We start from the raw sequence: 25861 nt of genomic DNA, 5'->3' as shown, positions 1-25861 counted from the left end.
CATGACTGTGACTCTGGGCGAAATAGACGCATTGCGCACCCTTGCAAACAGGCTGGACGAGGTCGGGCATGGTAAGCGCAAGCCGCTGGTACAAGAGGCGGCCAAGTTGCTTAACTGCTCGGAACAGACAGTCTACCGCAGACTTAAGTCCAAGATAGGCTGGGAGTCTGGGCGCAAGAGGCGCAACGACCGTGGCAAATGTTTTTTGGATGAGGAAACGGCCATGAAAGCTTCATATATGATTACCAAGGGAGCTAGCGCAGTCGGTAAGAAACGTCTGCAAATCAGCACCGTGCGCGACATATTGGCAGAATCCGGCCAAGGTTTTGTAAATCCTGAAACAGGCGAAGTTATCATGCCATCAGCTTCCACCCTCAGCCGGACCATGAGGGCTTACAGCTGCCATCCTGATCAGCTTAAAAACGGAAACCCGCATATTCATATGAGAAGCTTGCACCCGAACCATTGTTGGCAGGTTGACCCCTCCTTGTGTGTCCTTTTTTACCTGCCCAAGGGCAAAGTGAAGGTCATGGAAGAGAAGGATTACTACAAAAACAAACCCGGCAATCTCAAGAAAGCAGAACGGGAGCGGGTTTGGCGGTACGTAATTACAGATCATTACTCCGGCACCATCTATGTGCGTTACGTGCAGGCCGCAGGTGAATCTGCACAGGGGCTGGTGGATGTGTTTCTGGATGCAGTTATCAAGCGCGGTCCGCATGATCCCATGCATGGGCTGCCGTTCTTCCTCTATATGGATAAGGGCAGCGCGAACATGGCACACTTGTTCATCAACCTGCTGGACCGTCTCCAGATCAGGTGGGAAACACATCAGGCAGGAAGTCCCCGTTCCAAGGGGCAGGTTGAGTGCGCCAACAGCATCGTGGAAACGCAATTTGAAGCCCGGCTACGCTTCATGGAAATCAATTCCATTGCAGAGCTGCAAGCCGAGGCGGACAAATGGCGGCAGCATTACAATGCCAACGCCATCCACAGCCGCACCGGGAAAAGCCGAAATGCCATGTGGCTGACCATTACAGAAAAACAATTGCGCCTTGCTCCTTCATTGGAGCTGTGCCGGGAGCTGGTCACCACCAAGCCCAAAAAAGCCAAAGTTGCCGCTGATCTTTCCATTTCCCACACCATCAAGGGATATGGCCGCAATGATTACGACCTGCGCATGGTAGGTGGGATCATGCCGCAGATGCAGGTCATGGTTGTGGTCAATCCATACCGCGCCCCGGCAGTGGATGTGACCGTTGCCGATCCCCTCACAGGTGACGAAACGGTCTGGACTGTTGAGCCGGTGAAGAAGGACGAGGCCGGATTCTGGGAGAACGGGGCCATTATCGGTGAGGAATACAAATCCCACGCTGAAACCAAGGCTGAGAAGATTCTCAATGAATTTGATGAAATGTCCGGCACCAACGTTAAGCCGGGTGCCAACCATTGCGTCCCGCCGGAAAACGTCAATCCCATGGCCGATGTCAAACCCGCTCCCGAATACATGCCCCGCCGAGGTCGTGATCTGTGGCTTGATGCCAGCAGGCGCGAGGTTGCCCCTTACAAGCTGGTAGAGGCCGCCATGATCCTGAAGAACAAGCTGGGCGATCAGTGGACTGGCGAAGCATATGCATGGCTCGAACAGCGTTACGGCAATGCCGTTCCCCATGACGAGCTGGACAGCATTGTGGAACGTTTTTCCAGACAGGCCGAGGTTATTGCCCCGCTGCGCGTAGTGAACGGACAGGAGTAGCAAATGTACGAATATCAACAGTTAATGGAGCTGATGAAGGCCAAAAAGATTTCCCAGAGTGGCATGGGCCGCAAGCTGGGCTACTCCTCAACCACCATGTGCCACCTGATCAAGGGGGGTAAATGGCCCAAAGGGAGGGATAAAAACGAGATTAAAGAGGCCATTCTGGACGAGCTGCGCAAGGCTGGCGCGGAAGAATTTGAACTTATGAACCTCTTCGGTCCTGAAGACGGGACCGGGGAAGAACCCACGGAGGAAAAGGTTATGCTTCTTAGAAAGCAGGGATTATTCCCGGAGGCCAAGCGGCATTTCGGTCTGGTCAGAAACCCGTTTGACGAGGTCAACAGCCCGGAAGACGTGTTTCTGTCCAACGACATCCGCTATGTACGCGAGGCTATGTACCACACTGCCCGTCAGGGCGGATTGATCGCAGTGGTCGGGGAATCCGGGTCCGGCAAATCCACGCTGCGCAAAGATCTGCATGAACGAGTCAGGAATGAAAGCAAGCACATCCACATCATTGAGCCTTACGTACTGGCCATGGAAGACAACGACAAGAAAGGCAAGAGCCTTAAGTCCCTGCACATTGCCGAAGCCATCATGGAAGTCATTGATCCCACCGCGCCGCTGAAATCCAGCCCTGAAGCAAGGTTTCGTCAGTTGCACACTGCGCTCAGGGAAAGCAGCCGCGCCGGTTACGCGCATTGTCTGATCATTGAGGAAGCCCACGCGCTGCCTATCCCGACAATTAAGCACCTGAAGCGGTTCTTGGAGCTGGAAGACGGCTTCCGCAAGCTCATGTCCATCATTCTGCTGGGCCAGTCCGAGCTGCGCTACAAGCTGAGTGAAACCAATCCGCAGGTGCGTGAAGTGGTCCAGCGTTGCGAAATGATTGAACTGCCCGACATGAGCGGCAGCCTGCCCGAATACGTGAAGTTCCGTTTTGACCGCATCGGCAAGGATGCCACCAGTATCATCACGGCCGAGGCCATGGAAGCTTTGCGGGATCGGCTGACCGGACCTGCCCCCAGATCCGGGTCAAAGGAATCTGTCTCTCTGGTCTATCCGCTGGCAGTGGGCAACCTGCTTACCGCAGCCATAAACTTGGCCGCGAACATCGGCGCACCCAGCATCACCCCCGAAATCATTAAACAGGTCTAAGGAGTCATTATGAACGACACAGGAAGATCAACTGGCAACGGAGCTTTCAGACCCTCACCCATGGGACCAGTTGGGCAGAGATCCACAGAAAGTTTGATTGATGCTCTCGCCTTTCTTGAAAACGGCGATGAAGAGTCAATCCGCAAGGCCAAGGTCTGCATCCGCTCCGCAGTAAACAACGTGCAGATTCTGGGCAAGTACGAAGAGCGGCCCCCGGTGTTTTTAAACTTTGTCCAGCGCCGTGAAGTCGGCCCGGTTAAGCTGCCCATGGACTCAAAACAGATTGCCAATGACCTTGGCAGAAGGATGGAAAACTAAATGACCACGAACAGAAAGAAGCCGGAAATCATGGTGATCGAGGACCTGCCCGGAGTAGATTCGGCTATGGCGGAACTTGCCGAACTGGAGCGCGGGATCGGCAAACTTGAATCCGACATGAATGAAACAATCGACGCCGCTAAAACTGTTTGCAAGCTCAAGGTTGAGCCGAAAAAGGCCCGCATCAAGGTCCTTGAAGCTGCTCTTGGAACTTATGCCAGCCTGAACAAGGATGAACTGTTCCCGAAAAACAAGAGCAAAAAAATGACCTTCGGCATCATCGGCTTCCGCAAATCCACCAAGCTGCTGACTATTGGTAAAACCACCATAGCAGAAGTTCTTGAACTCCTCAAAGTTCATAAGCTGACCAAGGGTATCAAATTGACTGAGGGCGTTGATAAGGAAGCCATGAAGGGCTGGACAGATGAAAAATTGAAGACTGTCAGAATGCGCCGCAAGGAAGAAGATACGTTCTTCTATGAGATCGCGCAGGAAGACTCGGGGGAGTAAGTCATGTGCTTTGAACAGTATGCATCTGGCCCGGAAAAGATGGTCCCGCTTTCGAGGCTGATGGCTTGTGAAGCTCAGGCCATGAAGAATGCGAAGGTGGCCCAGTCAATGGCAAAGCAGCTTAAGATTGCCGTCCATAGCGAAGCAATGCCGAAAGACTGGACCGAGAGAACAACCAACCTGCTGGAACAGGCTGAAGGAGTCAAGGGGAAGCCATGGGTGAAATAAGACATAAAGTCGAAGAACAACCCGGTGTTTCCATTCACAGGGAAATCCCGGCAGCCCGTGCAGCGGAGAACTTTGACACTAGCCAGATGAGTCAGCGCACTAAAGATGCTTGGAAGAAAGTCTGCGTTGAAGGCGATGCCAGACCGGAAGATTACCGCCATGTTCTGGAATCCATCATGACCAGCGGTGTGGTGAAAGCGATTGTAGATTAACAGCAAGGCCGTCCGTCAGACGATGGGCGGCCATGATATAGGAGTCTGAAATATGACCAATCATAAAAAAGCACTAATCCAAAAAGCAGCCATAGGCCGCCGCCAGATCCCCATTGATGATGAAGCCTATTACACGCTGCTCAGAACCCGCTACGGCGTGGAAAGTTCCAAAGACCTCAGCGTCAAGCAGCTTGGTGACCTTCTCGGCTTGTACTCCAGACAGTTTGGCTGGGAACCCAAGCCGAAGACGAAGAAAGGCAAGGCTCCCAAGGCCAAGGCCGCACAGGCACAGGTTCGCTTAATCTTCGTTCTCTGGAGACAGTTGGCCGAGCTGGGCGAGATCAGGGACGGATCGCGCGAGGCCACGGTGAGCTGGGTGCAGAAACAGACAGTATGCGACGAGCAGCCGGAAGGCTGCGCTGATCCTAACTGGCTGACTCCCAAACAGGCATCAGGGCTGGTTGAAAGGTTGAAGAAGTGGCAGGAACGGGTTGAAAGAAGACTAAAAACAGGAAGCTAAAATGACAACGCGCAACCTCAAGGACTTTGCAGATTTATACGGCAAGGGTTTCCGTGTGTACCATGGGATCATTGATCCTTCTGTTTATGTGCGCCTTGAGTGCAAGAACCCGGAAAAGGCTTTCTGGGTTTGCTACTGGCCGCTCCTGCACTGCTTCGGTTGCAGCAAGCGTTGTGTACCCAAAAAGACAGAAGGCTTTCAGGTAATGCTGAACCTTCCCGATAATCATGCAGAGAAATCCATCCACCAGTTCGACATCACTCCTGAAGAGCTGCTTGCGAATAAAGCGTTCCTGCGAGTTGATGAGGTGATGTACTGCCTGCGGGTCAGCCGCAGCACGGCATACAGACTGGCTGAAGAAGGCAAGCTGATCCGCCACAATGACCCGCCATGGCGCGTGACAACTACCAGCGTACAGGCTGAAATGAACAACGTGGACGAATAGTCCCAAAACCATAACTACCTCCTTTCTACCTCCCCCGGTTTCGTGCCGGGGGAGGTTTTTATTTAGTTTCCCAGCATTCCTACCTTTCTTGGTCCTCTCTAACTACACTTGCTAGATTTAAGCCTGAAAATGCGCTGTCTCGTCTTTTCTTGCTCATATGGGATCGTTGCACGTTTTTACGATTAAAACCCGACAAATCCCTTTTGCAAAAGCCGAGAGAGCCACACGAACAACAATATGGAGGCTGAAAGAATGAAGAAGGTTGAATTGAGGCGTGTCGAACAATCCGAAACTGAAACTATAGGGGTCCTTGTCGTTGACGGCAAAGCGGTCTGCTGGTGCCTGGAAGAACCATGGCGGGACAACGAACCTGATATTTCCTGCATCCCTGCGGGAGTCTATGTTTTTGCACTGGAATATTCCCCCAGCAAAGGGCGTGAATTGTGGACCATCAAGGAAGTTCCGAAGCGTGACTATGTCCGTGTTCACATAGGCAACACAGTTGATGACACCGAGGGTTGCCCGCTGACCGGAAAGGAACCCGGTGAAATGAACGGAAAAAGGGCTGTGCTCCGAAGTGCCAAGGCTTTCGGTGAATTCATGACCGCCATGGGTGACGGAGAAGCTGTCGCACAGATCACCGTCATCGATGTTGATGGCAGCAAGGGCAAAAAGGCCGAGGACGAACCCAAGCCCAAGATGCCCACCAAGGCCGAGGCCAAGAAAGCAAAAGAAGCAGCCCAGGAACAGGAAGGAGGCGAATAGCATGTCTCTCTGGATCAACTGGATAATCGTAATTCTGGCAACAGTACTGGTCGTATGGCCCTGCGTTGATCCCCGATTTGCGGGAAAAGATAAGTCTCTCATCCCTCTGGGGCTGGGCTGTGCTTTTTACATTTTGGCCCTCTATCTCTGGATTGCCAGCGATATGTGGTTGTGGATCAACTGGGTGCTTCTGGGCGTAGCACTGGGGCTTGCCGCTTGGGCACGTTTCTCTCCCCGATTCAAAGGGACTCACAAGTATGGCGGAGTTGTACCGCTGATCATCGCAATTCTTGTCTTCGTGTTGGATGCCGGTTCTTGGATTGCCTACGGAATTTGGGGTGTGTCGTGATCGGTTCAATTCTGGATCTCGGCAGCACCATCATTGACAAGATCTGGCCTGATGCCGGTGAGCGTGAAAAGGCCAAGCTTAAGCTGATGGAATTACAACAGTCCGGTCAGCTTGCCGAACTGGAAGGTCGCTTGAAAATCATGCTGGCTGAGATGTCCGGCAACTGGTTGCAGCGTTCTTGGCGGCCCATCCTGATGCTGGTCATTGTTGCCATCGTTGCCAATAACTACCTGCTTTACCCGTATCTGGCCCTGTTCTGGGACAACGCTCCGAAGCTTGAGCTGCCCACGCAGCTCTGGAGTCTGATGGAGCTGGGGTTGGGCGGTTACGTGGTCGGACGCAGTGCGGAGAAAGTGGCTAAGACCTGGAGGGAGAAAAATGGCTGATCCAATCAGAGAAGCACAAAAAAGCCTGAATGATGCATCAGCGCGGTGTCAGAAAATACAGGCGATTCTTGAAAACCGTAGTTTCAAGAATCGTTTTCTGAACCGTGTAAAGCGGAGTGGATGGCTGTTTGTCTGCTTTTTGTCCGGGGTAATTGCCAGAGTCATCTGGGAGGCGTTTTAGATGAATTTTGACTTTTTCAACCTGTCCGGCGTGGTGGCTTTGACCCAAATCCTTCTCACTTGGTTTTGCTGGAGCATGCGGAAATCGTTTGCCAGCAAAGACAGTGTGCAGAAACTGGAGCAACGAGTTGCCATAAACGAAGTTGCTTTGGGCAACCTGCCGGACGAAAAAACCGTGAATGATTTGGCTCTTGCTATTGCAGATCTTCGAGGAGACATCAAAGGGCTAAACGCTGAAATGAAAGGAGTGACGGATTCTGTGGAACGTGTGGCGCGAGTTCTCACCCGTCATGAAGATCATCTGCTGAATGGAGGAAAATAGTGGAATATTCGGAAACTCTACTAGCACACCTGCGCATTACCATCCTGCAATATTTGCAGGAAGAAGCGAACTACGCGCTCAATGAAGACATCCTGCTGGATTTGACCGTTGAATATGCCTTTGACCGTGACAGCTCAAGGCTGCGCAAGGAACTGCGCTGGCTTGAAGATCAGGGCTTGGTGGAACTCAAGGACGTAAACGGTCTTTACATTGCCACCCTGACCAAGCGCGGTTCGGACGTTGCCAACGGCAAGAAGCATGACGGCGTTAAGAAGCCGGAGCCGAGGCTGTAGTGGCTGACAATAAAGTTGGCCGTGGTCGGCTCTCATCCATCCACACTCTGCCTGAAGAGGTTCGGGTCTTTGTTGTGGACGCGCTGCGGGACAATCGTTTGTCCCAGAAAGACATTCTGAAGGAAGCCAACGCGCTGCTTGAAGAGCTGGAAATGGAAGAGAGGATCAGCAGGTCAGCTCTTAACCGTTTTGCCATGGCCACGGAACGAGCTGCGCGTGAAGTGCGTGTTGCCCGTGAAGTTGCGGAACAGATTGTGGGCGATCTCGGTGATGTTCGCCACTCAGATCTGGGCCGCGCAACTGTTGAGATGGTTCGCACTCTGACTTTTAAAACAGCGAACAAAATGCTGGCCGGTGAAGAGCTGGATGCGGAATCCCTTAAGGATTTGTCGCTGTCTGTTCAGCGTGTCCAGAAGGCCGCCATGGACTGCGCCAAGTTTGAGCTGCTGGCCCGTGATGCCAAGAAGGCAGACGAGGACGATGAACCTAGAGACATTGTTGTCTCCTGGGCTGATGAGGAAGAAGACGATGAGTAAGATGCCTCAGAAAGTCGTCATCCCTTATTCCCCGCGCATTCTTCAGCGTCAGGTTTACAGGGATCAACGCCCTTACCGCTTTTCTGTCGAGATCTGCCATAGGCGTTTCGGCAAGACGGTCATGTCCGTCAACAAGTTGATCCGGCGCAGTATTCAGTCCGAACTGCCGGACTGTTTCAGCTCATACATTGCACCGCTCTACCGTCAGGCTAAAGCGGTGGCATGGCCGTACCTGAAATATTACCTGTGGAACTATCCGGGGATCAGCTTCAATGAAGCAGAGCTGAAAGCATGTTTTCCCAGAGATTCCAAGGGACGACAAAAGGTCATTCAGCTTCTTGGAGCCAACAACCCAGACAGCCTGCGCGGTTTGTATTTTGACGGCGTGATCTTTGACGAGATCGAACAGATGCCATGGAACACATGGACTGAAATCGTCCGTCCTGCATTAGCTGACCGTAAGGGCTGGGCTGATTTCATCGGTACACCCAAGGGCAAGAACGTCCTTTGGAAATTGTACCAGCGGGCGAAGAACGATCCGAACTGGTTTGCTGCTCTTTATCGTGCCTCCGAGACTGGGATTCTTGATCCTGAAGAACTGGAAGCCATGAAGGCGGACATGTCTCCTGAAGAATACGAACAGGAGATGGAATGCAGCTTCATGGCGGCAATCAAGGGCGCGTTCTTCGGCAGGCTGATGGCAGATGCCGAGCGGGACAAACGTATCGCCAATGTCTCTTACGATTCCAGCTTACCTGTGCATACTTCATGGGATCTTGGCATGAGCGATTCCACATCCATCTGGTTCGTACAGGCGTACCCCGGCGGCAAGTACGCTGTGATCGACTACTACGAGGCCAGCGGCGAAGGCTTGGACCACTACGCCAACGTGCTCAGTGAGAAACCGTACAGCTACGGACGGCACATTGCGCCTCACGATATCCGGGTGCGCGAACTGGGTACGGGAAAAAGCCGGCTTGAGGTTGCCCGGTCTTTAGGAATCCGGTTTGACGTGGCTCCTAACATTCCGGTGCAGGACGGCATCAACGCTGTGCGAACCATGATTCCCAACTGCCACTTTGATCAGGGCCGTTGTGATCTGGGCATTGAAGCCCTGCTTCATTACCGCCGCCAGTTCAAGGAGAAGGCTGGAGACTTTGCAGCCAAGCCGCTGCACGACTGGTCATCTCATGCGGTGGATGCGTTCAGATACTTTGCCGTTGGTTTTCGCGAGGATCGCAGGCGCGGCCCCCGGCAGACTCACACTATCAACTCTCACAGCTCTATCGGCCTCGCAGGGGGTGGACACCGCCAGCAGGCAAGAGCTGAAAGCAACCTATGGAGCATGTAATGGGCGGAGTAGTTAAAGTAATCTCCAAAATCGCCAACCCGGTCTACGGGCTGACAGGAAAATATGACCCCGTATTAGCCGAGCTAAACGGCGATAACAAAGTTGAAACTCAGGCCGGACCTACCACAGCGGAGCTTCAGGCGCAGCGTGAAGCTGATGAAGCCGCAGCCGCAGCGGAAGAAAAGAAGCTGGCGGACGATGCAGCGGCCAAGGCCAACAACACCCTGCGTAAGCGGCAGAGTTCGTCCACTCTGGCAACCGGCGCACTGGGGCTGGAGTCTGTGGCCAGTGTCGCTTCCAAGGGCCTTAAAACCACTCTGGGGTAATTCATGGATCTAGCTGAAAACATACTCAGCCAGTACACGGACGCCAAAAAGGACCGTGATAAGTGGACCGGGCTTTGGGATGAGCTGCACAGCTATTACCAGCCCATGAAGCGCAGCACCATCCAGCAGGGCCAGATCGGTGATGAAAAGATTTTTGAGTCCACACCTGAATACGCGCTGAACCTGCTGGCTTCCGGCCTTGGCGGTTTGCTCACTGACGGTTCCGACTCTTGGTACAAGGCCCGTCACCGTGACCAGAGCAAGGCTGATGACACGCAGGTAAAGGAATTTTTGGAAAGGGTTGAAGAAAAGCTGAAGCACGTTTTCACCGGTGATGATACCGGCTTTGCCCAGCATGACCACGAGCTGCTTTTTGAAGTCTGCCTCGTCGGTACCGGGGCTATGTACGTGGAAGCTGACCCGGAAACCCTTGTGAGGTTTTCCACACTGCCGCTGCCTCAGTGCGTGGTCAGCGAGTCTTCCAAGGGCCGGGTGGATACCCTGTTCCGGGAATACGAGATGAGTGCGCGGGCCATTATGCAGGAATGGGAAGACGAGGCTTCGGACAAGGTCAAGGAACTGGCCCAAAAAAAGCCGGAAACAAAAGTGGCCATCCTGCATGCCGTATTCCCACGGGAAGGAATCAATAAGGGAATAGGCGTTGAAAACATGCCCTTTGCCTCGGTCTACATGGAAAAGGATTCCAAAACCGTGCTGGAGCAATCCGGCTATCAGGAATTTCCATTCATGGTTCCGCGCTGGTCAAAGGCGGCGGGTGAAGTTTTCGGACGCAGCCCCGGCATGACCGCGCTTTCGGACACACGGGTGCTTAACGCCATCAGCAAAACCGGACTCATGGGTGCGGAAAAGATGGCCGACCCGCCCATGCTGGTGCCTGATGATAGTTTTCTGGGGCCGATTCGTTCCGGGCCGGGTGGGCTTTCCTACTACCGCACCGGAACCGGCGATGATGTGAAGCAGCTTCCAATACGCGTGGATCTCGCCGCAACCGAGCGCATGCTGGAACGCAGAGAAAAAAGCATTCTGCGCATCTTCATGTACGAAATCATGTCATCGCCTGAAACATCAGGGACGGCTTATGAATGGTGGGTTCGTCAGGGTGAGAAGCTTCGGCTGGTTAAGCCGGTGCTGACCCGTTTAACTTCTGAATATTTGGTCATGCTGCTGAAGCGTGTGCTGGGAATCCTGCACCGATCCGGGGAGCTGGGGCCGTTTCCATCAGGAATGACCATTGATGACATTGTGCTGAGTGTTGAAAACGCAATCACCAGACTGCGCAGAGCACAGGAAAGCAGCGGATTGCCGCAGGTAATCAACTCATTGGCACCATTTGCCCAGACTCCGCAGGAGCGGGCTGAAATGATGGATAACTTTGATGTGGACAAGATTGTCCGCCACCAGTGCGACAGTAACGCGCTGCCGCCTTCCTACCTGCGTGATCCTGACGAAGTGGAAGCACGACGCAAGAAAAGAGAGGAAGACATGCAGGCCCAGCAGGCCGTGGCTGGAGCGGGTCAATTAATGAATTTTGCCCAACAGGCACAACAACTGGAGGACCCTAATGGCGGAAACGCAAAGTGATGCAAAAAAAGAATTAATGGAACAGCACCGGCGTTACCTGCGGGTGTTTGAAACTGATGACGGACAGAAAGTGCTGGATGATCTTAAGACCAGAGGCTTCCATTACAGAAGCTCTTTTTCGCCGGAGCCAGGACGCACAAATTTTAACGAGGGCCGCAGGTCATTGGTAAACCATATCCTGCATATGACGAACATTAACAATTTTACCCCTACCAAAACGGAGGAATCCCATGAGTAAATCCCTGCTGGAACAGGGCTTGGGAGACGCGGACGATTCCGAGGACACCAAGTCCCAGGACGGAGCTGATGATTCCGGTTCTGATACTTCCGAAGAGTTGGATCTGAACGGTGATGGCGAAGAAGATGGTAATGAAGACGGCAATGAATCCGGTGAAGACGGCGGAGATCCTGAAGCAGCACCTGAAGGTGATGCACCCAAGTTCATGATCCCCGGCGAAGATGCCACCCCGGAAGAAATGGCTGAGTTCTTCAAGGCCATGGGCGTGCCGGAAGACGGTGCTGAATACGAATACCCGGAAAGCATGGCTGAGATGCAGGACGAAATCAGCGATGAATTCAGGGGTGTAGCCAAGGAACTGAACCTGAACAAAGAACAGTTCAATGGCGTTTGCGACTGGGTAGCCAAGAAGGCCGAAGAATTGGGTGATCTTGCGGAAGACAGCGAAGTCGAAATTGACCGCAAGGAACAGGTGGAACTGTTCAAGAAACAGCACGGCAAGAATGCCGCTAAAATGGCAGATGCCGCCTTGAGCGCGGCTAAGGCTATCGGCGGTGATGAACTTCTTAAGGCCCTTGGTTCTGCCGGAAACAAGGTGGAAGTATTGAACGCTTTCGCCGAGATTGCTCCGCTGGTGACTGAAAGTAAGTTCAAAGGGCCGAAGAAAGGTAAGCCAGGGGTTTATACCCGTGAGGAACTGAGGACTATGCAACAGGACCCGCGCTTTGGCTCCAATGATCCCACTAAACGGGATGAAGCCTTCGTAAAAAAAGTGCGGGAAGGATACAAAAATTTAACCAGCCAGGAAGGATAATATGGGCAAGAACGATGTCAGTGCAGCCTTTACTTCTGAATTTGAAGACGGTGTACACATTGTCTATTCGGGTCAGGGCGGCTCAAAACTGCGTAATACAGTGCGTATCAAGACTAACGTAACCGGCAAGGACGTTACTTTTCAGAAAAAAGGGAAAGGCTCGGCGGGCAAAAAGACCCGCAACGGCGATGTTCCGCTGATGAACCCGGATCACACTCCGGCAACAGCCACTTTGGGGGACTGGTATGCTGCAGAACTGGTGGACAAACTGGATGAATTTAAAATTCAGCACGATGAACGCAAGACCTCTCAGGTCATTGCCGCTTCAGCTCTCGGTGGGGTTATTGACGGGCGTATCATCGGTCAGGCAGCCCTAACAACCAACGTCATCGGTGACGGTGCCACTGGTTTCAGTAAGCTCAAGCTTCAGCAGGGAAACAAAATTCTTAACGGAAACAGCGTTCCGCAGGACGGCAACAGATATGCCATTGTCGGACCGAACCAGTGGGAAGAACTGATGAACATTAATGAGTTCGCATCCAGCGATTACTCCAAAGAGCTTTTCCCCTGGCTTCAGTATGCAGAAGGTAAAAGTTGGAACGGCTATACTTGGGTGATGCTGCCGGATCTCCCTCTGGTTGACGGTGTGCGTAGCTGCTTCCTGTACCACAAGACCGCTATCGGATTGGCTGAAGCCTGTGATGTCCAGTGCGATATTGACTGGGTTCCTCTTAAGGCGGCCCATCTGGTGAACAGTTACATTTCCGCCGGTGCGGTTCTGATCGACGGTGAAGGCGTGGTTGAAATCAAATGCGATGACGATGCACCGCTCGCATAAAGGGAGGACTTAATATGGCTTACGAATGGAAAATGATGAGACGCATTGACGGCGTACCGGGCCAGCAGCAGTTTCATTACAAAACCACTGACACGGCGACTACCGTCAAGGCCAGCGGTTACTTCAACGATGCGGTCAATGACTTCAACCTTGATACCGGCGATGTCATCATCGCCACATCCGGCGCAGAAGGAGCTGCGGCAGTCGATTTGCTTGTGGCCAAGAACACAAACGGCACTGTGACCGTGGTGGCCAGCGCGTAACAGGCGGGCCTTAATCATATACAACTTACAAACGGGGAGGCCGCATGGCTTCCCCGTTTTTTTTTTAGGAGAATCGAATGTCCAGCTTACTTGATATTTGCAATTCGGCTTTGACCCTGCTGGCTGCCAGCCGCATCAATTCAATTAACGAAGAAAGCCAGGGGGCGCGTCTTTGCCTTCAACACTGGGACAATGTCCGTGACGAGGTGCTGCGTTCCCATGACTGGGTCTGTTGTCAGGATATGAGAACAATAGGCGCATTGGCTGAAAAGCCTGCATGGGGCTGGGATTATGCTTACCTGATTCCGGGGGATGTGCTCAGGATTTCACAGGTGGCCGACAGGTCCGGGAACATCATTGATAATTGGCAGCGCGTGGGGCCGAATATCCTCTGCAATGAACCGTCTCCCTTGTGTCTGCTCTACGTACGCCGGGACGAGAACACGTTAAATTATGATTCATTGCTCAGGGCTGCGTTGGCCGAGTGTCTGGCCAGCAAACTTGCTTATCCGCTTACCGGCTCAACAACCATGGCTGAATCGATGCTGGCCAAATATGAGCGGACCCTGACCCAGGCGCGGGGAGTCAACGCACGGGAAACTGGAAACAACCATAAGATAGTCCAGCACTCAAGCTGGCTGACAGCAAAATACGGAGGATAGTTTGTCCATATCAACCCCAGTCATCGCCAGCTTTACTTCCGGGGAGATCTCTCCCCGGTTGGCTGGACGTGTGGATGTAGCCAAGTATTACAGCGGCTGCAAAACCCTTGAGAACTTCCATGTTCACCCTCATGGCGGGATCACCCGGCGCAGCGGCTTCCGATTCGTGGTTGAAGCTGTCAGCAACTCTGAAAAATCACGTCTGATCCCCTTTGAATTCTCGGAAACCCAGACCTATGTCTTGGAATTTTCGCCGTTGAAAATGCGGGTTTTCACTGGTCAGGGTGTGGTCAAGACCAGTGAAGGTGAGATTTATGAACGGGCAACCCCGTTTACTGCTGAAGACATTGCGCAACTTAACTTCTGCCAGTCTTTGGATACTCTGATCCTGACCTGCCCCGGTCATCAGCCCCAGAAATTAACCCGCACCGCGCACGACAATTGGACGCTGTCCGGTTTCTCCGCTCCACAGGGAGCCGGACTACATCCCACCTGTTGCTGTTTTTACCAGGACCGTTTGTTTCTGGCCACTGCGGATGGGATGATCCACTTCTCTAAAATCAGTGACTATTGGAATTTCACCATGCCAGCAGCGGATGCGGAAGTGCTGGCTGATGCTCCGGGACAGAGAAAAATCAGCTCCGGCAAGGGCAACCGCATTGAATTCCTTTTACCCAAAGACGTGATCTACGTTGGCACTCAGGGCGGAACCTGGACTGTGTTCGGCAAGAACGGAACATTCAGCACTCCTGACGTTGGAACCAAGCAGGCATCAACAGTGGGAGCAGCTTCAGTTGTTCCTGTGCTGGCTGCCAATTCGGCCCTTTATATTCAAAGAGCTGGACGGAGGCTTATGGAGATGGCCTATAATTTTCAGGTCGACTCATACCCGTCCAACGATATGACCATCTTTGCGGAACACATTACCCGTAATGGAATCAAGGAGCTGGCTTATCTGGAGGCACCAGATTCCATTATTTACGGGCTGCGTAATGACGGGACCTTGCTGGCTTGCACTTACTACCGTGAGCAGAACGTGGTTGCCTGGAGCCGCATCATAACCAAGGGCAAGGTTGAATCCATTGCTTCCATTCACAATGACGCTGCCGGACGTGACGAGCTTTGGGCAGTTGTTTTGCGGAACATCAACGGAACTGAAAAGCGGTTTGTGGAATTCATTGAGGCCGAGTTTGACAGCGTCAATGACGACACTGCTGTGGAAGCTTTTTTCCTTGATGCCGGGGTTACTTTTGATCTGGAAGAAAAGACCAAATCACTTTCCGGCCTAGAGCATTTGGCTGGGGCCGAGGTTGAGATCCTTGTGGACGGCGCAGTGATTCCTAACGAAACAGTTGCCGAAGACGGCAAGCTGGAACTCACTTCCGCAGGACAGAAAATCCATGTGGGACTTGGCTATAGCTCCGTTGTTGAACCTATGCCTCTTGAATTCGGCAGCCACCGGGGAACGTCCCAGACTAAGCCTAAATTACTCTTCAAAATTGCGGCCCGATTTTACAACACTCTGGGCGGAAAAATGGGCATGAATCCAGGCGAGCTGGACGTTATCTATTCCCGCGCTCCCAATATGCCTATGGGGCAGGCCGTTCCTCTTTTTACCGGAGACAAAGAACTCGTTTCCCCCACCGGTTGGACCCGAGGCAGTGTAATTCATATTCGTCAGGATCAGCCGTTGCCCATGACCGTACTTATGGTTGTCCCGACACAAGTAATTAATACTTAGGAAAACTATGAAGACTTATAAACGTGAATTTAAGGCAACAGATGCCGTTGATATCCAGCTTCGGGCCATGGACCGCAAAGACCTTGAAGGGGTAAATCTATATGAGTTGGGACTAGGTCTTGAGAAGTCCGCTTATGCCATGACTGTTGTCCGGGAAGACGGTGTCATCATTGGCTGTGGCGGGATTATGTATCAGGGATACCGGTGCGCTGAGGCATGGGCACTGACCAGCGACCTTGTACCGGAATATCCCATGCAATGTTTGCATTTGACCCGTGTGATAATGCGCAAGGCCCTGAAGGAACTGAAACTGGTACGGCTGGAGGCGCGGGTGCTGACTGAAAACAAAGTCAGCGTCAAGATGCTGGAGACCATGGGCTTTCTTTGCGAAGGGTTCAGCCGCAAGACCCCGCCCAATTTTAAGGACCGCTATACATTCGCAAAGGTGGTGTAATATGGCAGCAATTATCGGAGTTGTAGGTGCAGCTGTATCTGCCGTGGGTCAAATTTCCGCACAACAATCCAAAAATTCCGGCTTGGAATACAACGCGCAGCTTCAGGAGCAAAATGCAATCCTCACTCAGGATGCTGCCCTGCGCAATATTGACGCTGAAGAGCGGGAACATAAGAAAGAATTGGAATTGCTGGACGAAAAACAGAAACGGGAACGGTCGCAGTATATAGCGGAGAACGCCGCTTCAGGTTTTGAAATGGTCGGCACTCCGCTTTCCATTCTGGCTTCAACTGATTGGATGGATGAACGGGACAAGAATTCCCTGATCATCAGCCATAACCAGCGCAAGAAAAACATCATCTACGAAGCCGACAACAAAATGGCCGGTTATTATAATTCCGCCGCAGCCTCCAGAATGCAGAAAAGCAATGCCGGATTCCTCGGCGCTGGTGGCTCGCTGCTGTCCATGGGGAGCCAGATGTATGGATAGAACTCTTATCGGATATAACCTTGGCCGGGTTCAACCGGGTAATGCCGGTTACGGTGTTAACCCCAATGCGTTGGCTGCAGATGGTGAAGCTCTGGCACGGCTGGGCAATACTATCTTCAATATCGGTGAAGATCGCAAAGCAGATCAGGCCCGAACCCAGTTGCGGGATTATTTCACAGGCATGGAAGCTGAAGAAATGGAGTTCCAGAATTCCTGGCAGGAACGCACCGACTCCAGCCGCTTCAAAGTTGGCGATGAATCTAAGGCTTATTACCAGCGGAAACGTAAAGACATAGAAAAGCAATTTGGCTGGAACTCTGACGCTAAAGAAGTTGCTCTGAGCAAGCTGGCCAACATGGAAGCGCGTGGCAATGGTCTGGCCATGAACTTTGTTTCCAAGAGAAGAAACGAAGAAAAGGCCCTTTCATTCCAGAACTCCGGGGCTGCGCTGCTCAACTTTGCGGCCGCTAATCATGAAGATCCTACTCTGGTTTTCGACAAGCTGGGCCAGTTTAATGAAGATATTCAGGCTTCCTATCCTGAAGAAAAAGCGATCCAGCTCATGCGTACTACTCAGGATCAGACTTTGATTTCCATGCTCTCGGCTCAATCCTCGAAGGACCCACGCAAAGCCAGGCAGACTTTGGAATCTCTAGTAGATGAGGAAGGTAATTCCCTGCTTTCCGCTGCTCAACAGCTGAAGATTGCGGATAAGATTGAATCTGATATCCGCATGGTTGAGAGGCAGGAACGGGCCGAGCTGCTTGTCCAGGAAAGAGAGGCAGCCAAGGCTCTGGAAGAACGGGCCATACTCCTTCAGGAGAAACTGGCTGATGCGAATGCTTATGCTGTAGCAACCGGCTCAGAACCGGAGGGCTATGCCGATCTTCTGGCAACCTACGTGAACCTTGGCGGTAAGTATGCCCGACAGGGCCAGAAGCTCGTTGCAGAGATGGAGAGTCGCAGGGAAATGGCATTCTTCCTTAAGGAAGGACAGGTGGACGAATCCGGTAATCTGGTGCCTATCAGCCAGCAGTGGGCGCGGGTTGAAAGCCTGCGTCCTGATGAAATTGAAGGCGCATCTGAACAGCTTCAGAAGTACAACATTGCCCGTGATGCCCTGACCAAGCGGTTAAAGACATTTGAAAAAGACCCCGCCGGGAACGTTTGGGATCGCGCTGGACGGAACGTTGAAGCTGCGACAACCGGCTTGGACATTACCGAAGAAGAGCGGCTGCGTATGACTATTGAAAAGTCCTTGCAGATGCAAGAGCAACTTACAGGCCGCCCAGGCGTAGTTCTGCCGGAACAGGTCAAGCGTAACCTGAAGTCTGAATTCAGCAGCGCGGACACTGAAGGTAAGCTTGATTTCCTGCGTCAGCTTCAGGGGAGCTGGGGCAACTATTCCGGCAGAGTCATCAACGAAATGGAACTGCCCGAAGGTGTTGACCTTATTCAGGAGCTGTTACCCACAGCCATGGATGAGGACCTGCGCACACTGGTTGCAGCTTCTACAACTCGCACAGCTGATATTCCCGGCAGTCTAAAGGGTAAAGATCTCACAAATGCAGTCAGTTCATCTGATTTTCTGGGGTTGATGCAACGGGTTGGAACGCTGATTCCAGCCAATGAAGCCATGCAGCGCAGGGTTTCCGGTCTGGAAGATGTAACCAAGAACGGGGCTAAACTGACCGGATCATCAACCGGCGCAACCATTCTGGATAAGTACTACCAAACACTGAACGAAGATCAAATAGCCGTGTACTTTCCCAAGAATATGGTCAGTGATGCTGTGGAAGATCAGCTTCAGGATCGGCTGAACAACCTTGACCAGGAGCTGGCTTTCAAATCTGCCACTCTCGGCAAGGCAGGAGCTGCGGAATACATTGAGCACATAGAGAATAACGGGGTCTGGATTACCATGGATGGCCGTTTTGTTCTGCTTGATCCGGCCAGTCAGAAGTTGGTTACAGATGCTGAAGGAAATGCTTTAAGCATTGAGTTCTCACAGGTTAAGCCCTCATCCCTGCTGGAGGATATTGACTTATGGTAGAAATTCCTCTTTCCACTCCGCAGGATGAACGCAACCGGGTAATGGAAAACCGCCCGGAGCTGGGCCGTTATCTCGGTGCTTCCATGACTGAAGCATTTGAAGACACCACCCTTGCTGTGGCCATGGACGAAACCCGCATAGCCAACGCCGAACGTGACGCATACGGGGCCAGCTCCAGTTCCTTCTGGGGTCCAAACCCTTATGATCCGGTAACCCAGCACAGTGAATGGATGCAGCACCGCAGTACCCAGAAGCAGCTCCCGTATATGTCGGAAGCAGACTGGCAGAAATCCGAGCATTACCGGGAAGGCATCAAATGGGAAGAAACTATGACTCCGGTCCGGGCCGGAATCTATGCCGAGGAATACGACAAGCGCAAGGAGCGTACTTCCATCATGGAACGAGGGGGCGGCGGTGCGCGGTCCGTCCTCGGCTTCGGTGCCGGGATTGTTGGTTCATTGCCTGACCCGGTGAACTTTATTCCCTTTGGCGGAGCTGTGCGCGGAGGCTCTACCATGGCCCGTGTGGGTGCGGCAGTGTTTGAAGGCGCGGCCAGTACCGCGCTGGCCGATGCCGTGGTCATGCCCAACCGGGCCAAGATGGGCAAGGACGTAGGGCTGGCCGACTATATGTCTGATGTGTTCTTCGGTGCTGCCGTTGGTGGGCTGTTCGGCTTCGGCGGTGCCAAGCTGCACGACATGCGAGTGGCCAAGCTGCGCCGTCAGTCCGATGCGCTGACCCGGCAGAAGGTTGCCGAGGCTGCTGATAAAGCCATTGATGACCTAATTAATGACCGCCCTGTGGATGTCTCAAACATCCTGAAGGAAGTGGAAGAGCTGGGCCGCGGCTATGACCGTGTACTCGCAGATCCCGTTGGTGATCCGGGTGAGGTGCTGGCCACTTTAGAGCCTGAAGACTTGGAAAAAATTCTGGTTGAGCGTGGGCCGTCAATGTTCAACGAGGACGGCAACCTTGTGGTTAAGCACAAGAAATTTGCCCGTGAATATAAGTCCCGTGGCTGGGGCCTGGTCAAAATCATCTGGAGGCATGGGGAGGAAAGCGGGAAGCAAGCCGACCTGAAGGTTAGAAAGGAAGACATACTTAGTCTTCCGCATGTGGTGCGCGAGTATGACCCGGCAGTGCAGCACAAAAACAATATAACTTGGACTGTTGCCCGTGAAGACGGGGCGCATGTCGTTTATGTAGCCAAGAAACGGAAAGGCAATCCTGATCAGACTTTAGTTTCTACCTTCGTAGACAAGACAGGTTCCTATTCCCTTTCAAAAAGAAAAACTTCCCGCGTCTCCCAGTCGATGGCTACCGAAGGCAGTCTTTCACCTGCTGGGGATACACCTGCCAAGACTTCGCATTCATCTAAGCAGGGGCGAGAAGTTTCTGAAGGTCAGAGTCTCCCGAAGGGGGATGACCTTAACGGGGATACAAATGCCGGGATACCTGATCGTCCGACACAGCCTGACCTTAATAAAGAAATAACTACCGACACACATAAAGTCAATCTGAAAACAGAAACCATTGAACCCATCAAGCCGCTGGAAGTCCCGGACTACAAAGCTGATGCCTTTGAAACCATGGGTATTGATGCCAAGAGCGGCAAGTCCCAGGAAGAAATTGAACTGGATAGACTTATAGCTGAAGGCAGGGTCAGTGAAGAAGATCTGCTTGAACTGGACTCTGCCAAGGATCTCGAAGCCAAAGTGGCCGACATGGAAGAAGCCGGACTTGGCGTAGTTGAATGTGTATTGGGGGTGCCGGATGCCGAGTAAAGCGGATTGTGTACAGGCTGTAATTGATGGCGGGCTGGAACGGACAGATGCCGTGGCCGTGGTTGAAAAGATGCTCAAGAAAAAAAGGGAGCTGAAAGCGGAAGGTGGGCTGAATAGGGCCACTGACGAGCTGGTTGACCTGCTTGCCAAGGAGTCTGAGGAAGCAGCCATTGCGGCAGCGCTTAACCGTAAGCAGGTTGCTCTGACCATCCTGAAGCGCAAGAACGTGGATAGTTTTATCTCTCAGGTTGAAAGCGAAGGCTTTCATTTCCTTGATGCCATGGAAGCCATGATGGTCGGCAGCTCCAAGAAATTCAGTGGTGCAAGGAATAGCGTAAGCCGCAAGATGCGCGGCATTCAACGCCGTTGGCAAGGTGGAATTCTTTCCGAGCTGGAAGCATTGGACGGACCGGTGCAGAAGCTTCTGCTGAAGGATAAGGACTTCCAGAACGATGTGGCCAAGGCCATGATGGAACCGGAGAACTTCAAGGGTAAGCTGGCCGGACAGGTGGCGGAAGTGCTGGGCAAGTATTGCGAGGATGCACGGCTGCGCATGAACCGCGCCGGGGCCAACATCGGCAAGCTTGAAGGCTGGATTCCGCAGTCACATGACCAATCCAAGCTGCTCTCCAAGACACTTGGGGGCCGTAGCGGCTGGGTTGATTTCGTCATGGAACACCTGGACGCAGAAAGATCCTTCCCTGATATGGAAGAAGACGATGTCCGCACAGCCCTTGAATCTGTATTCGATACCATCTCCAGCGGCAAAGACCTTAAGACCAACGCGAAAGCCAAGGGTGAACACGTTGGGCCTGCAAACTTGGCCCGCTCCATGACCAAACACCGTGTGCTGCACTTCAAAAGTGCTGACGATTTCCTGCAATACCATGAGATTTATGGGCGCGGGAATGTTCTGGATAACGTTCTGGGGCATCTCGACATATCTTCCCGTAAGCTGGCTTTGATGGATACATTCGGCCCTAATCCGGAAGTAATGCTGGAATCACTCATTGAGGCTGAAAAGCTGCGGGTGCGCAATGATGTTGATGCCGCGCGGGGCTACCTTACTTTCGAGAAGCTGCGCAACATGCGCCAGGAGATGACCGAGCCGCAGATCAAGGCGCACGCCGAGCAGCGTTTGAACAATGCTTGGAGCCAGGGACGGGTTGTTTCCGGCAAGCTGGCCCACTGGTACGCCGAACTGAACGGGGAAACCTTCGGAGCTGTGCGGCCCACGGCTGCGAAGATCGCATCTGTTACCCGTGCGGTGATGAGCATGGGCAAGCTGGGCGGGGCTACTCTTTCCGCTGTGGCTGACGTTTTCGTCAAGGCCATCAATGCCCGGCACCACGGCAACAGCCTGCTGAATTCATGGAAAACCGCTTTTGATATGCGCTTTGAGGGACTGAGTTCTGAAGAGCAGCGCAGGATCTACCGCTCACTGGGAACCATGATTGACGGCACACTCGGTGATCTGGCCGCAAGGTTTGAGGCTCAGGACTCGCACCTCGGCAGCACCAGCTCACATCTGAACCGCTTCTTTAAATGGTCAGGCCTGACCGCATGGACCGAGGCCAACAAGTCCGGTTACGTGCATATGCTTTCCACAGAGTTGGGCCACGTTAGCGGCCTGATTTGGGAAGATCTGCCCGAAGCCACCCGGCGCATACTGGATTGGCAGGGCATCAGCATGGAAAAGTGGGAAGTGCTGCGCTACGCCGCATCCAAGGAAGCAGACGGCAACACCCATCTTCTGCCAGAAAAGGTCTGGGATCTGGACGATGCGGACATTGATCTGCTTATTGAACATAGACTTGAGAACTTCCGTGGTGATGACGAGCAGCGCGAAGCGTTTCAGCAACGTCTGCGCACCGACATGCGCCGGGAGCTGGAAACAGACCTGATGGGCTACTACGCTGATGAAACCATGTACGCCATTATTGAACCTGATGAGAAGACACGCGCTGCCATGGTGCGCGGCACGCGACCCGGTTCAGGTTGGGGTGAGGCTGCGCGGTTCGTTACCCAGTTCAAGAGTTTTCCCATTGCCTACATTCAGCGTACCATGTCCGGTAAACGCTGGAAGCGTGCCGATGTAGACGGGCTGGACCTCATGGGGATCAGTCACTACGTGGCCACTTCATTTATAATGGGCTATCTGGCCATGACCGCCAAGGACCTTTCCAAGGGACGCACTCCCCGTGAGCTGGTGGATAAGGACGGCAAGATCAACATGGGAACCGCAAGCGCGGCCCTGCTTCAGTCCGGCGGGGCCGGAATCTACGGTGATTTCCTGCTGGGCAAGGTCAACCGCTTTGGCGGCGGGTTTCTCGGCACTATCGCAGGTCCCGCAGTATCCACGGCGAGCAGTATCGGCGTATCCATTAACCAGCTCTACACAGGCGAACCGACCAAAGGCCGGGACGGCCTGATCCGGGAAGCCCTGAACAACACCCCGTATCTTAACCTTTGGTACACAAGGGCGGCCTTTGACTACATGGTCGGCTACCATATCCGGGAAATGATCTCCCCCGGCACCATCAAGCGCACCCAGCGCAGACTCAAGAAGGAATATGGGCAGGAAATGTTGCTGCCTGTTGAGAATATCAAGCGGGGTGGGGGTTGGAGGTAGGCCGTGAGAGTAGGTTTTGAAAATGCTTTGCTGGATGCTCTTAATTCCGTCAAACATGGGCGCAAAACCCCTGAAGAATCTGTTTACCAGCTCTATGAGGCTTATCCGAATCTGGCCGATATACCGCACGAAACAAGACAGGCCAGACGGGATAGGAAGATGGCCATGGTTGTGAAGTTTAAAAAACAGGGACTTGAAAACGCTACAATCGCTAAGAGATTGGGAATTACTACAAGCTATGTGCGTAGGCTGTATAAACGGGCCATGGAACTGGAAGCGCGAGGTGACTATATATTATGAAGGGAATGGGAAAATCAGAAAACGCTGTATCAGCATTTAAAAAATAAAATTCGACCTAAACCTTGGGATGAAATCAAGGAGCCTTAAACGGCAAATTTGATCTTTGAAAATGAAATATGTGATAAAAGACCAGCGGCCCGAATAAATCGGACCGCTGGATATTTTCTTCTAGAAATGAAAAGGTGTTTCATATAGTGAAACTGGAAACTAAGGTAATTTATGTCGCTCGCGAGGGCGAATTATCGCGCGCGGCTACATGCGGGGATCGAACATGTTCAACCCCTTCAATCCGCCGAAGTAGATCTTGCCGGTTTGTCCTTTGTTGTAGGAATTAATCCAGAATTCAATTCCCTGCAGACCGTCTGAGGGGCCGAAATTCCATACTTTTCCGCTGACAGGATCAAGGCGGGAGATTCCTTTGAAGGTAGAAACCCAGATATGTCCATTGTCGTCAATGCAGAGACCCTGAATTCCGTCATTGGCAAGACCGTTTGCCTCTGTATAGCGGGTGAATATGCCAGTTTGCGGATCAAATCTGTTCAGGCCGGAATCAGTGCCCAGCCAGAGAGATCCGTCAGCAGCCTCTGCAATGGGTGTAACCCGGTTGTTGGACAGTGATTGCGGGTTCCCCGGTTCATGTTGGAAATGTTTAAAGGTCCCTTTTTTGCGGTCCATCAGGTTCAGGCCAGCATTGGTACAGACCCAGAAGTTGTTGTTACTGTCCTCGAATATATTGCGGACTCTTTTGTGCCCGAGGCTGGTCGGTTCGGAATCGGAATGATTGTAGCGTTTGAACTCTCCGGTCTTGCGGTCAAGACGATTGAGTCCTTTTTTGCTGGTTCCGATCCAGATGTAGCCCATGCTGCCTTCATATATCCACCAGATATTGTTCTGGCTAAGGGAATTGTCGTTTTTCTTGTCCCATTTGTACCTTTTTACTACCCCTCTACCCTTGTCTATTACGAATACGCCCTTTTTACGGGTTCCGACCCAGACAAGGCCTGAGCTGTCTTGAAAAATACAGTTAATCCTGTTGCCTGAAATCTTCCAAGGCGCGGCAGAGTTTGTGCTGTAGGATTTAATCTCACCGGTTTGAGGATCGTAGGTATTGAGACCGTTTTTATAGGTTCCAATCCAGATCAGTCCTTGCCGGTCTTCAAATATTGCGCTGACCTCAAGCCCTGAGAGAGTGTCTTTTTTCCAAGGTTGGCGGTTCAGGATACCTAAAGCCTGCATCTTGGGAGGAAGTTTGCTCAGTCCGTCAGTATAGGTACCGACCCAGATGACCCCGGAGTTGTCTTCGAGTACCTTGGTCACCTTATTGCTGCTCAGGCTTTGGTGATCAAGCTGATTGTTTTTGAAGAAATCAAATTTCATCTTTTCCGGGCTGTCTGATGCTGTTGCCGGATCTCTTTTGCCCAGCCCTTCAAGGGTCCCGATCCAGAGGTTTCCAGAACGGTCCTGATATATGTCGTTTATCTCAAGGGATCGAAACAGAGTCTTGAATTTGTCTTTGCGCGTATCAAGAATAGAGATTCCCTTTTTGGTACCTACCCACAGCTCATTTTTATTTTGCTGGTAAAAACACAGTACTGTGTTGTCACATAGGCTGCTTTTATCTCCCGGATCATTTTTGTAGATTTTGAATTTTTCCTGATCCTTATCAAAGAGGTTCAATCCTATAGCCGTGCCTATCCATATGTTTCCATGGAGGTCCTCATAGATGGACCTGATTTCGTTATGGCTGATACTTCCAGTCTGTTCTGACTGCTGAAACCGGGTGAATGTTTCTGTCTTGCGGTTATAGAGGTTTACTCCGGAATGGGTGCCAATCCATAAACGCCCTTTTGAGTCCTCGAATATTGCACTGACATTTGTACCGGAAAGAGAATCGGGTTTTTCCTCTATCGGCTGGTAGTTCTTGAAGCTGTCAGTCAGTCGGTCATAACGGTTTAATCCGCCACCTTTCGTGCCAACCCATAAAACCCCGGATTTGTCTTCGTAGAGAGCCCGGACGTTGCCATCTGAAAGCATTCCGTTCTCTGTGCCGCTTTTATATACTTTTATGTCTCTTCCGTCATAGCGGTTTAAACCATCGTAGGTTCCGAACCACAGAAAGCCTCGTGAATCCTGCAGCATGCACAGAATGGATGATTGCGACAGGCCATCGCTTAACGAAAGGCGATCAAACCTCAATTCTTCCTGAAAAGCGAATGAAGGCATTATAGATATTAGGAATATTATAAGTGTTCCGTTGAAAATGGTCGCAAATCTGTTTCTCAGTGACATGCGCAAATTCCTGTGCGGTTGCAAGAGTTTGAAGGCTGGGTAT

At 52.3% G+C, this 25861-nt stretch carries 31 protein-coding genes; 30 read left to right on the top strand and 1 reads right to left on the bottom strand.

What is annotated here, in order from left to right:
- Position 1: 1 nt before the first annotated feature.
- The 30 genes from ACNI23_RS12795 (at position 2) to ACNI23_RS12650 (ending at position 23529) form a co-directional block, all read left to right on the top strand.
- Positions 2–1756 carry a TnsB C-terminal domain-containing protein gene (locus ACNI23_RS12795; protein ID WP_420249204.1) on the top strand — a complete coding sequence of 585 codons (1755 nt, stop codon included), beginning with the start codon at positions 2–4 and terminating at the stop codon, positions 1754–1756.
- Positions 1757–1759: 3 nt separating this feature from the next.
- Positions 1760–2917, top strand: coding sequence for an AAA family ATPase (locus ACNI23_RS12790; RefSeq protein ID WP_420249203.1), 1158 nt, complete (start codon positions 1760–1762; stop codon positions 2915–2917).
- Positions 2918–2926: 9 nt separating this feature from the next.
- A complete protein-coding gene (locus ACNI23_RS12785) occupies positions 2927–3235 on the top strand; it encodes a hypothetical protein (RefSeq protein WP_420249202.1) in 309 nt (102 codons plus the stop codon).
- Complete coding sequence (locus ACNI23_RS12780) at positions 3236–3745, top strand: host-nuclease inhibitor Gam family protein (RefSeq protein ID WP_420249201.1); 510 nt, start codon at positions 3236–3238, stop codon at positions 3743–3745.
- 3 nt (positions 3746–3748) lie between these two features.
- Positions 3749–3973, top strand: a complete 225-nt coding sequence (locus ACNI23_RS12775; RefSeq protein ID WP_420249200.1) for a hypothetical protein — start codon at positions 3749–3751, stop codon at positions 3971–3973.
- On the top strand, positions 3961–4185 hold the full coding sequence (locus ACNI23_RS12770; protein WP_420249197.1) for a hypothetical protein: 225 nt from the start codon (positions 3961–3963) through the stop codon (positions 4183–4185). The genes ACNI23_RS12775 and ACNI23_RS12770 overlap by 13 nt, the downstream gene beginning before the upstream one ends.
- A gap of 52 nt (positions 4186–4237) precedes the next feature.
- Complete coding sequence (locus tag ACNI23_RS12765; protein ID WP_420249195.1) at positions 4238–4705, top strand: phage protein GemA/Gp16 family protein; 468 nt, start codon at positions 4238–4240, stop codon at positions 4703–4705.
- Between the two features lies 1 nt (position 4706).
- Positions 4707–5150: a helix-turn-helix transcriptional regulator gene (locus tag ACNI23_RS12760; protein WP_319778312.1), complete on the top strand. Its 444-nt coding sequence runs from the start codon at positions 4707–4709 to the stop codon at positions 5148–5150.
- 252 nt (positions 5151–5402) lie between these two features.
- A complete protein-coding gene (locus ACNI23_RS12755; RefSeq protein ID WP_420249194.1) occupies positions 5403–5915 on the top strand; it encodes a DUF5675 family protein in 513 nt (170 codons plus the stop codon).
- Position 5916: 1 nt separating this feature from the next.
- The gene (locus ACNI23_RS12750; RefSeq protein ID WP_420249193.1) at positions 5917–6264 is read left to right on the top strand and encodes a hypothetical protein; all 348 of its coding nucleotides are present in this window, start codon (positions 5917–5919) and stop codon (positions 6262–6264) included.
- Positions 6261–6650, top strand: a complete 390-nt coding sequence (locus ACNI23_RS12745; protein ID WP_420249191.1) for a holin family protein — start codon at positions 6261–6263, stop codon at positions 6648–6650. Before ACNI23_RS12750 ends, ACNI23_RS12745 begins: the two co-directional genes overlap by 4 nt.
- Positions 6643–6831, top strand: coding sequence for a hypothetical protein (locus tag ACNI23_RS12740; RefSeq protein WP_420249190.1), 189 nt, complete (start codon positions 6643–6645; stop codon positions 6829–6831). The genes ACNI23_RS12745 and ACNI23_RS12740 overlap by 8 nt, the downstream gene beginning before the upstream one ends.
- Positions 6832–7152, top strand: coding sequence for a DUF2730 family protein (locus ACNI23_RS12735; protein WP_420249189.1), 321 nt, complete (start codon positions 6832–6834; stop codon positions 7150–7152). It abuts the gene before it with no gap.
- Complete coding sequence (locus ACNI23_RS12730; protein WP_420249187.1) at positions 7152–7445, top strand: VpaChn25_0724 family phage protein; 294 nt, start codon at positions 7152–7154, stop codon at positions 7443–7445. The genes ACNI23_RS12735 and ACNI23_RS12730 overlap by 1 nt, the downstream gene beginning before the upstream one ends.
- The gene (locus ACNI23_RS12725) at positions 7445–7981 is read left to right on the top strand and encodes a phage protein Gp27 family protein (RefSeq protein WP_420249185.1); all 537 of its coding nucleotides are present in this window, start codon (positions 7445–7447) and stop codon (positions 7979–7981) included. Before ACNI23_RS12730 ends, ACNI23_RS12725 begins: the two co-directional genes overlap by 1 nt.
- A complete protein-coding gene (locus ACNI23_RS12720; RefSeq protein WP_420249183.1) occupies positions 7974–9332 on the top strand; it encodes a terminase large subunit domain-containing protein in 1359 nt (452 codons plus the stop codon). Before ACNI23_RS12725 ends, ACNI23_RS12720 begins: the two co-directional genes overlap by 8 nt.
- Positions 9332–9658, top strand: coding sequence for a hypothetical protein (locus ACNI23_RS12715; RefSeq protein WP_420249182.1), 327 nt, complete (start codon positions 9332–9334; stop codon positions 9656–9658). Before ACNI23_RS12720 ends, ACNI23_RS12715 begins: the two co-directional genes overlap by 1 nt.
- A gap of 3 nt (positions 9659–9661) precedes the next feature.
- Positions 9662–11260 carry a portal protein gene (locus tag ACNI23_RS12710; protein WP_319778302.1) on the top strand — a complete coding sequence of 533 codons (1599 nt, stop codon included), beginning with the start codon at positions 9662–9664 and terminating at the stop codon, positions 11258–11260.
- Positions 11241–11498 (top strand): Bbp19 family protein, encoded by a 258-nt coding sequence (locus ACNI23_RS12705; RefSeq protein ID WP_319778301.1) that lies wholly within the window; start codon positions 11241–11243, stop codon positions 11496–11498. The genes ACNI23_RS12710 and ACNI23_RS12705 overlap by 20 nt, the downstream gene beginning before the upstream one ends.
- On the top strand, positions 11491–12312 hold the full coding sequence (locus tag ACNI23_RS12700) for a hypothetical protein (RefSeq protein WP_420249180.1): 822 nt from the start codon (positions 11491–11493) through the stop codon (positions 12310–12312). The genes ACNI23_RS12705 and ACNI23_RS12700 overlap by 8 nt, the downstream gene beginning before the upstream one ends.
- A gap of 1 nt (position 12313) precedes the next feature.
- Complete coding sequence (locus ACNI23_RS12695) at positions 12314–13150, top strand: phage capsid protein (protein WP_420249178.1); 837 nt, start codon at positions 12314–12316, stop codon at positions 13148–13150.
- 14 nt (positions 13151–13164) lie between these two features.
- Positions 13165–13413 (top strand): hypothetical protein, encoded by a 249-nt coding sequence (locus ACNI23_RS12690; RefSeq protein ID WP_420249177.1) that lies wholly within the window; start codon positions 13165–13167, stop codon positions 13411–13413.
- 77 nt (positions 13414–13490) lie between these two features.
- Positions 13491–14075, top strand: a complete 585-nt coding sequence (locus ACNI23_RS12685) for a phage connector family protein (protein ID WP_420249175.1) — start codon at positions 13491–13493, stop codon at positions 14073–14075.
- 1 nt (position 14076) lies between these two features.
- Positions 14077–15816, top strand: a complete 1740-nt coding sequence (locus ACNI23_RS12680) for a phage tail protein (RefSeq protein ID WP_420249174.1) — start codon at positions 14077–14079, stop codon at positions 15814–15816.
- A 7-nt stretch (positions 15817–15823) separates the two neighbouring features.
- Positions 15824–16270: a GNAT family N-acetyltransferase gene (locus tag ACNI23_RS12675; protein WP_320174944.1), complete on the top strand. Its 447-nt coding sequence runs from the start codon at positions 15824–15826 to the stop codon at positions 16268–16270.
- 1 nt (position 16271) lies between these two features.
- Entirely contained in the window at positions 16272–16760 is a 489-nt protein-coding gene (locus ACNI23_RS12670; RefSeq protein WP_319778294.1) for a hypothetical protein, read from the top strand.
- Entirely contained in the window at positions 16753–18813 is a 2061-nt protein-coding gene (locus tag ACNI23_RS12665; RefSeq protein ID WP_420249172.1) for a hypothetical protein, read from the top strand. Before ACNI23_RS12670 ends, ACNI23_RS12665 begins: the two co-directional genes overlap by 8 nt.
- The gene (locus ACNI23_RS12660; protein ID WP_420249170.1) at positions 18807–20597 is read left to right on the top strand and encodes a hypothetical protein; all 1791 of its coding nucleotides are present in this window, start codon (positions 18807–18809) and stop codon (positions 20595–20597) included. The genes ACNI23_RS12665 and ACNI23_RS12660 overlap by 7 nt, the downstream gene beginning before the upstream one ends.
- Positions 20587–23229: a hypothetical protein gene (locus ACNI23_RS12655; RefSeq protein ID WP_420249169.1), complete on the top strand. Its 2643-nt coding sequence runs from the start codon at positions 20587–20589 to the stop codon at positions 23227–23229. Before ACNI23_RS12660 ends, ACNI23_RS12655 begins: the two co-directional genes overlap by 11 nt.
- Before the next feature lie 3 nt (positions 23230–23232).
- Positions 23233–23529 (top strand): helix-turn-helix domain-containing protein, encoded by a 297-nt coding sequence (locus tag ACNI23_RS12650; RefSeq protein ID WP_320174948.1) that lies wholly within the window; start codon positions 23233–23235, stop codon positions 23527–23529.
- 252 nt (positions 23530–23781) lie between these two features.
- Here ACNI23_RS12650 and ACNI23_RS12645 read toward each other — a convergent pair whose 3' ends face one another.
- Positions 23782–25818: a two-component regulator propeller domain-containing protein gene (locus tag ACNI23_RS12645; protein ID WP_420249167.1), complete on the bottom strand. Its 2037-nt coding sequence runs from the start codon at positions 25816–25818 to the stop codon at positions 23782–23784.
- Positions 25819–25861: the final 43 nt, after the last annotated feature.

Source organism: Maridesulfovibrio pacificus (SeqCode) (genome assembly GCF_048612815.1).
Lineage (GTDB): Bacteria > Desulfobacterota > Desulfovibrionia > Desulfovibrionales > Desulfovibrionaceae > Maridesulfovibrio > Maridesulfovibrio pacificus.
This window is presented reverse-complemented; position numbering and strand designations above follow the sequence as displayed.

Bases quoted from the DNA above. Each gene is read 5' to 3' on its own strand.
- ACNI23_RS12795 (WP_420249204.1), top strand. From the start codon at position 2: ATGACTGTGACTCTGGGCGAAATAGACGCATTGCGCACCCTTGCAAAC.
- ACNI23_RS12790 (WP_420249203.1), top strand. From the start codon at position 1,760: ATGTACGAATATCAACAGTTAATGGAGCTGATGAAGGCCAAAAAGATT.
- ACNI23_RS12785 (WP_420249202.1), top strand. From the start codon at position 2,927: ATGAACGACACAGGAAGATCAACTGGCAACGGAGCTTTCAGACCCTCA.
- ACNI23_RS12780 (WP_420249201.1), top strand. From the start codon at position 3,236: ATGACCACGAACAGAAAGAAGCCGGAAATCATGGTGATCGAGGACCTG.
- ACNI23_RS12775 (WP_420249200.1), top strand. From the start codon at position 3,749: ATGTGCTTTGAACAGTATGCATCTGGCCCGGAAAAGATGGTCCCGCTT.
- ACNI23_RS12770 (WP_420249197.1), top strand. From the start codon at position 3,961: ATGGGTGAAATAAGACATAAAGTCGAAGAACAACCCGGTGTTTCCATT.
- ACNI23_RS12765 (WP_420249195.1), top strand. From the start codon at position 4,238: ATGACCAATCATAAAAAAGCACTAATCCAAAAAGCAGCCATAGGCCGC.
- ACNI23_RS12760 (WP_319778312.1), top strand. From the start codon at position 4,707: ATGACAACGCGCAACCTCAAGGACTTTGCAGATTTATACGGCAAGGGT.
- ACNI23_RS12755 (WP_420249194.1), top strand. From the start codon at position 5,403: ATGAAGAAGGTTGAATTGAGGCGTGTCGAACAATCCGAAACTGAAACT.
- ACNI23_RS12750 (WP_420249193.1), top strand. From the start codon at position 5,917: ATGTCTCTCTGGATCAACTGGATAATCGTAATTCTGGCAACAGTACTG.
- ACNI23_RS12740 (WP_420249190.1), top strand. From the start codon at position 6,643: ATGGCTGATCCAATCAGAGAAGCACAAAAAAGCCTGAATGATGCATCA.
- ACNI23_RS12735 (WP_420249189.1), top strand. From the start codon at position 6,832: ATGAATTTTGACTTTTTCAACCTGTCCGGCGTGGTGGCTTTGACCCAA.
- ACNI23_RS12720 (WP_420249183.1), top strand. From the start codon at position 7,974: ATGAGTAAGATGCCTCAGAAAGTCGTCATCCCTTATTCCCCGCGCATT.
- ACNI23_RS12715 (WP_420249182.1), top strand. From the start codon at position 9,332: ATGGGCGGAGTAGTTAAAGTAATCTCCAAAATCGCCAACCCGGTCTAC.
- ACNI23_RS12710 (WP_319778302.1), top strand. From the start codon at position 9,662: ATGGATCTAGCTGAAAACATACTCAGCCAGTACACGGACGCCAAAAAG.
- ACNI23_RS12705 (WP_319778301.1), top strand. From the start codon at position 11,241: ATGGCGGAAACGCAAAGTGATGCAAAAAAAGAATTAATGGAACAGCAC.
- ACNI23_RS12700 (WP_420249180.1), top strand. From the start codon at position 11,491: ATGAGTAAATCCCTGCTGGAACAGGGCTTGGGAGACGCGGACGATTCC.
- ACNI23_RS12695 (WP_420249178.1), top strand. From the start codon at position 12,314: ATGGGCAAGAACGATGTCAGTGCAGCCTTTACTTCTGAATTTGAAGAC.
- ACNI23_RS12690 (WP_420249177.1), top strand. From the start codon at position 13,165: ATGGCTTACGAATGGAAAATGATGAGACGCATTGACGGCGTACCGGGC.
- ACNI23_RS12685 (WP_420249175.1), top strand. From the start codon at position 13,491: ATGTCCAGCTTACTTGATATTTGCAATTCGGCTTTGACCCTGCTGGCT.
- ACNI23_RS12675 (WP_320174944.1), top strand. From the start codon at position 15,824: ATGAAGACTTATAAACGTGAATTTAAGGCAACAGATGCCGTTGATATC.
- ACNI23_RS12670 (WP_319778294.1), top strand. From the start codon at position 16,272: ATGGCAGCAATTATCGGAGTTGTAGGTGCAGCTGTATCTGCCGTGGGT.
- ACNI23_RS12665 (WP_420249172.1), top strand. From the start codon at position 16,753: ATGGATAGAACTCTTATCGGATATAACCTTGGCCGGGTTCAACCGGGT.
- ACNI23_RS12660 (WP_420249170.1), top strand. From the start codon at position 18,807: ATGGTAGAAATTCCTCTTTCCACTCCGCAGGATGAACGCAACCGGGTA.
- ACNI23_RS12655 (WP_420249169.1), top strand. From the start codon at position 20,587: ATGCCGAGTAAAGCGGATTGTGTACAGGCTGTAATTGATGGCGGGCTG.
- ACNI23_RS12645 (WP_420249167.1), bottom strand. From the start codon at position 25,818: ATGTCACTGAGAAACAGATTTGCGACCATTTTCAACGGAACACTTATA.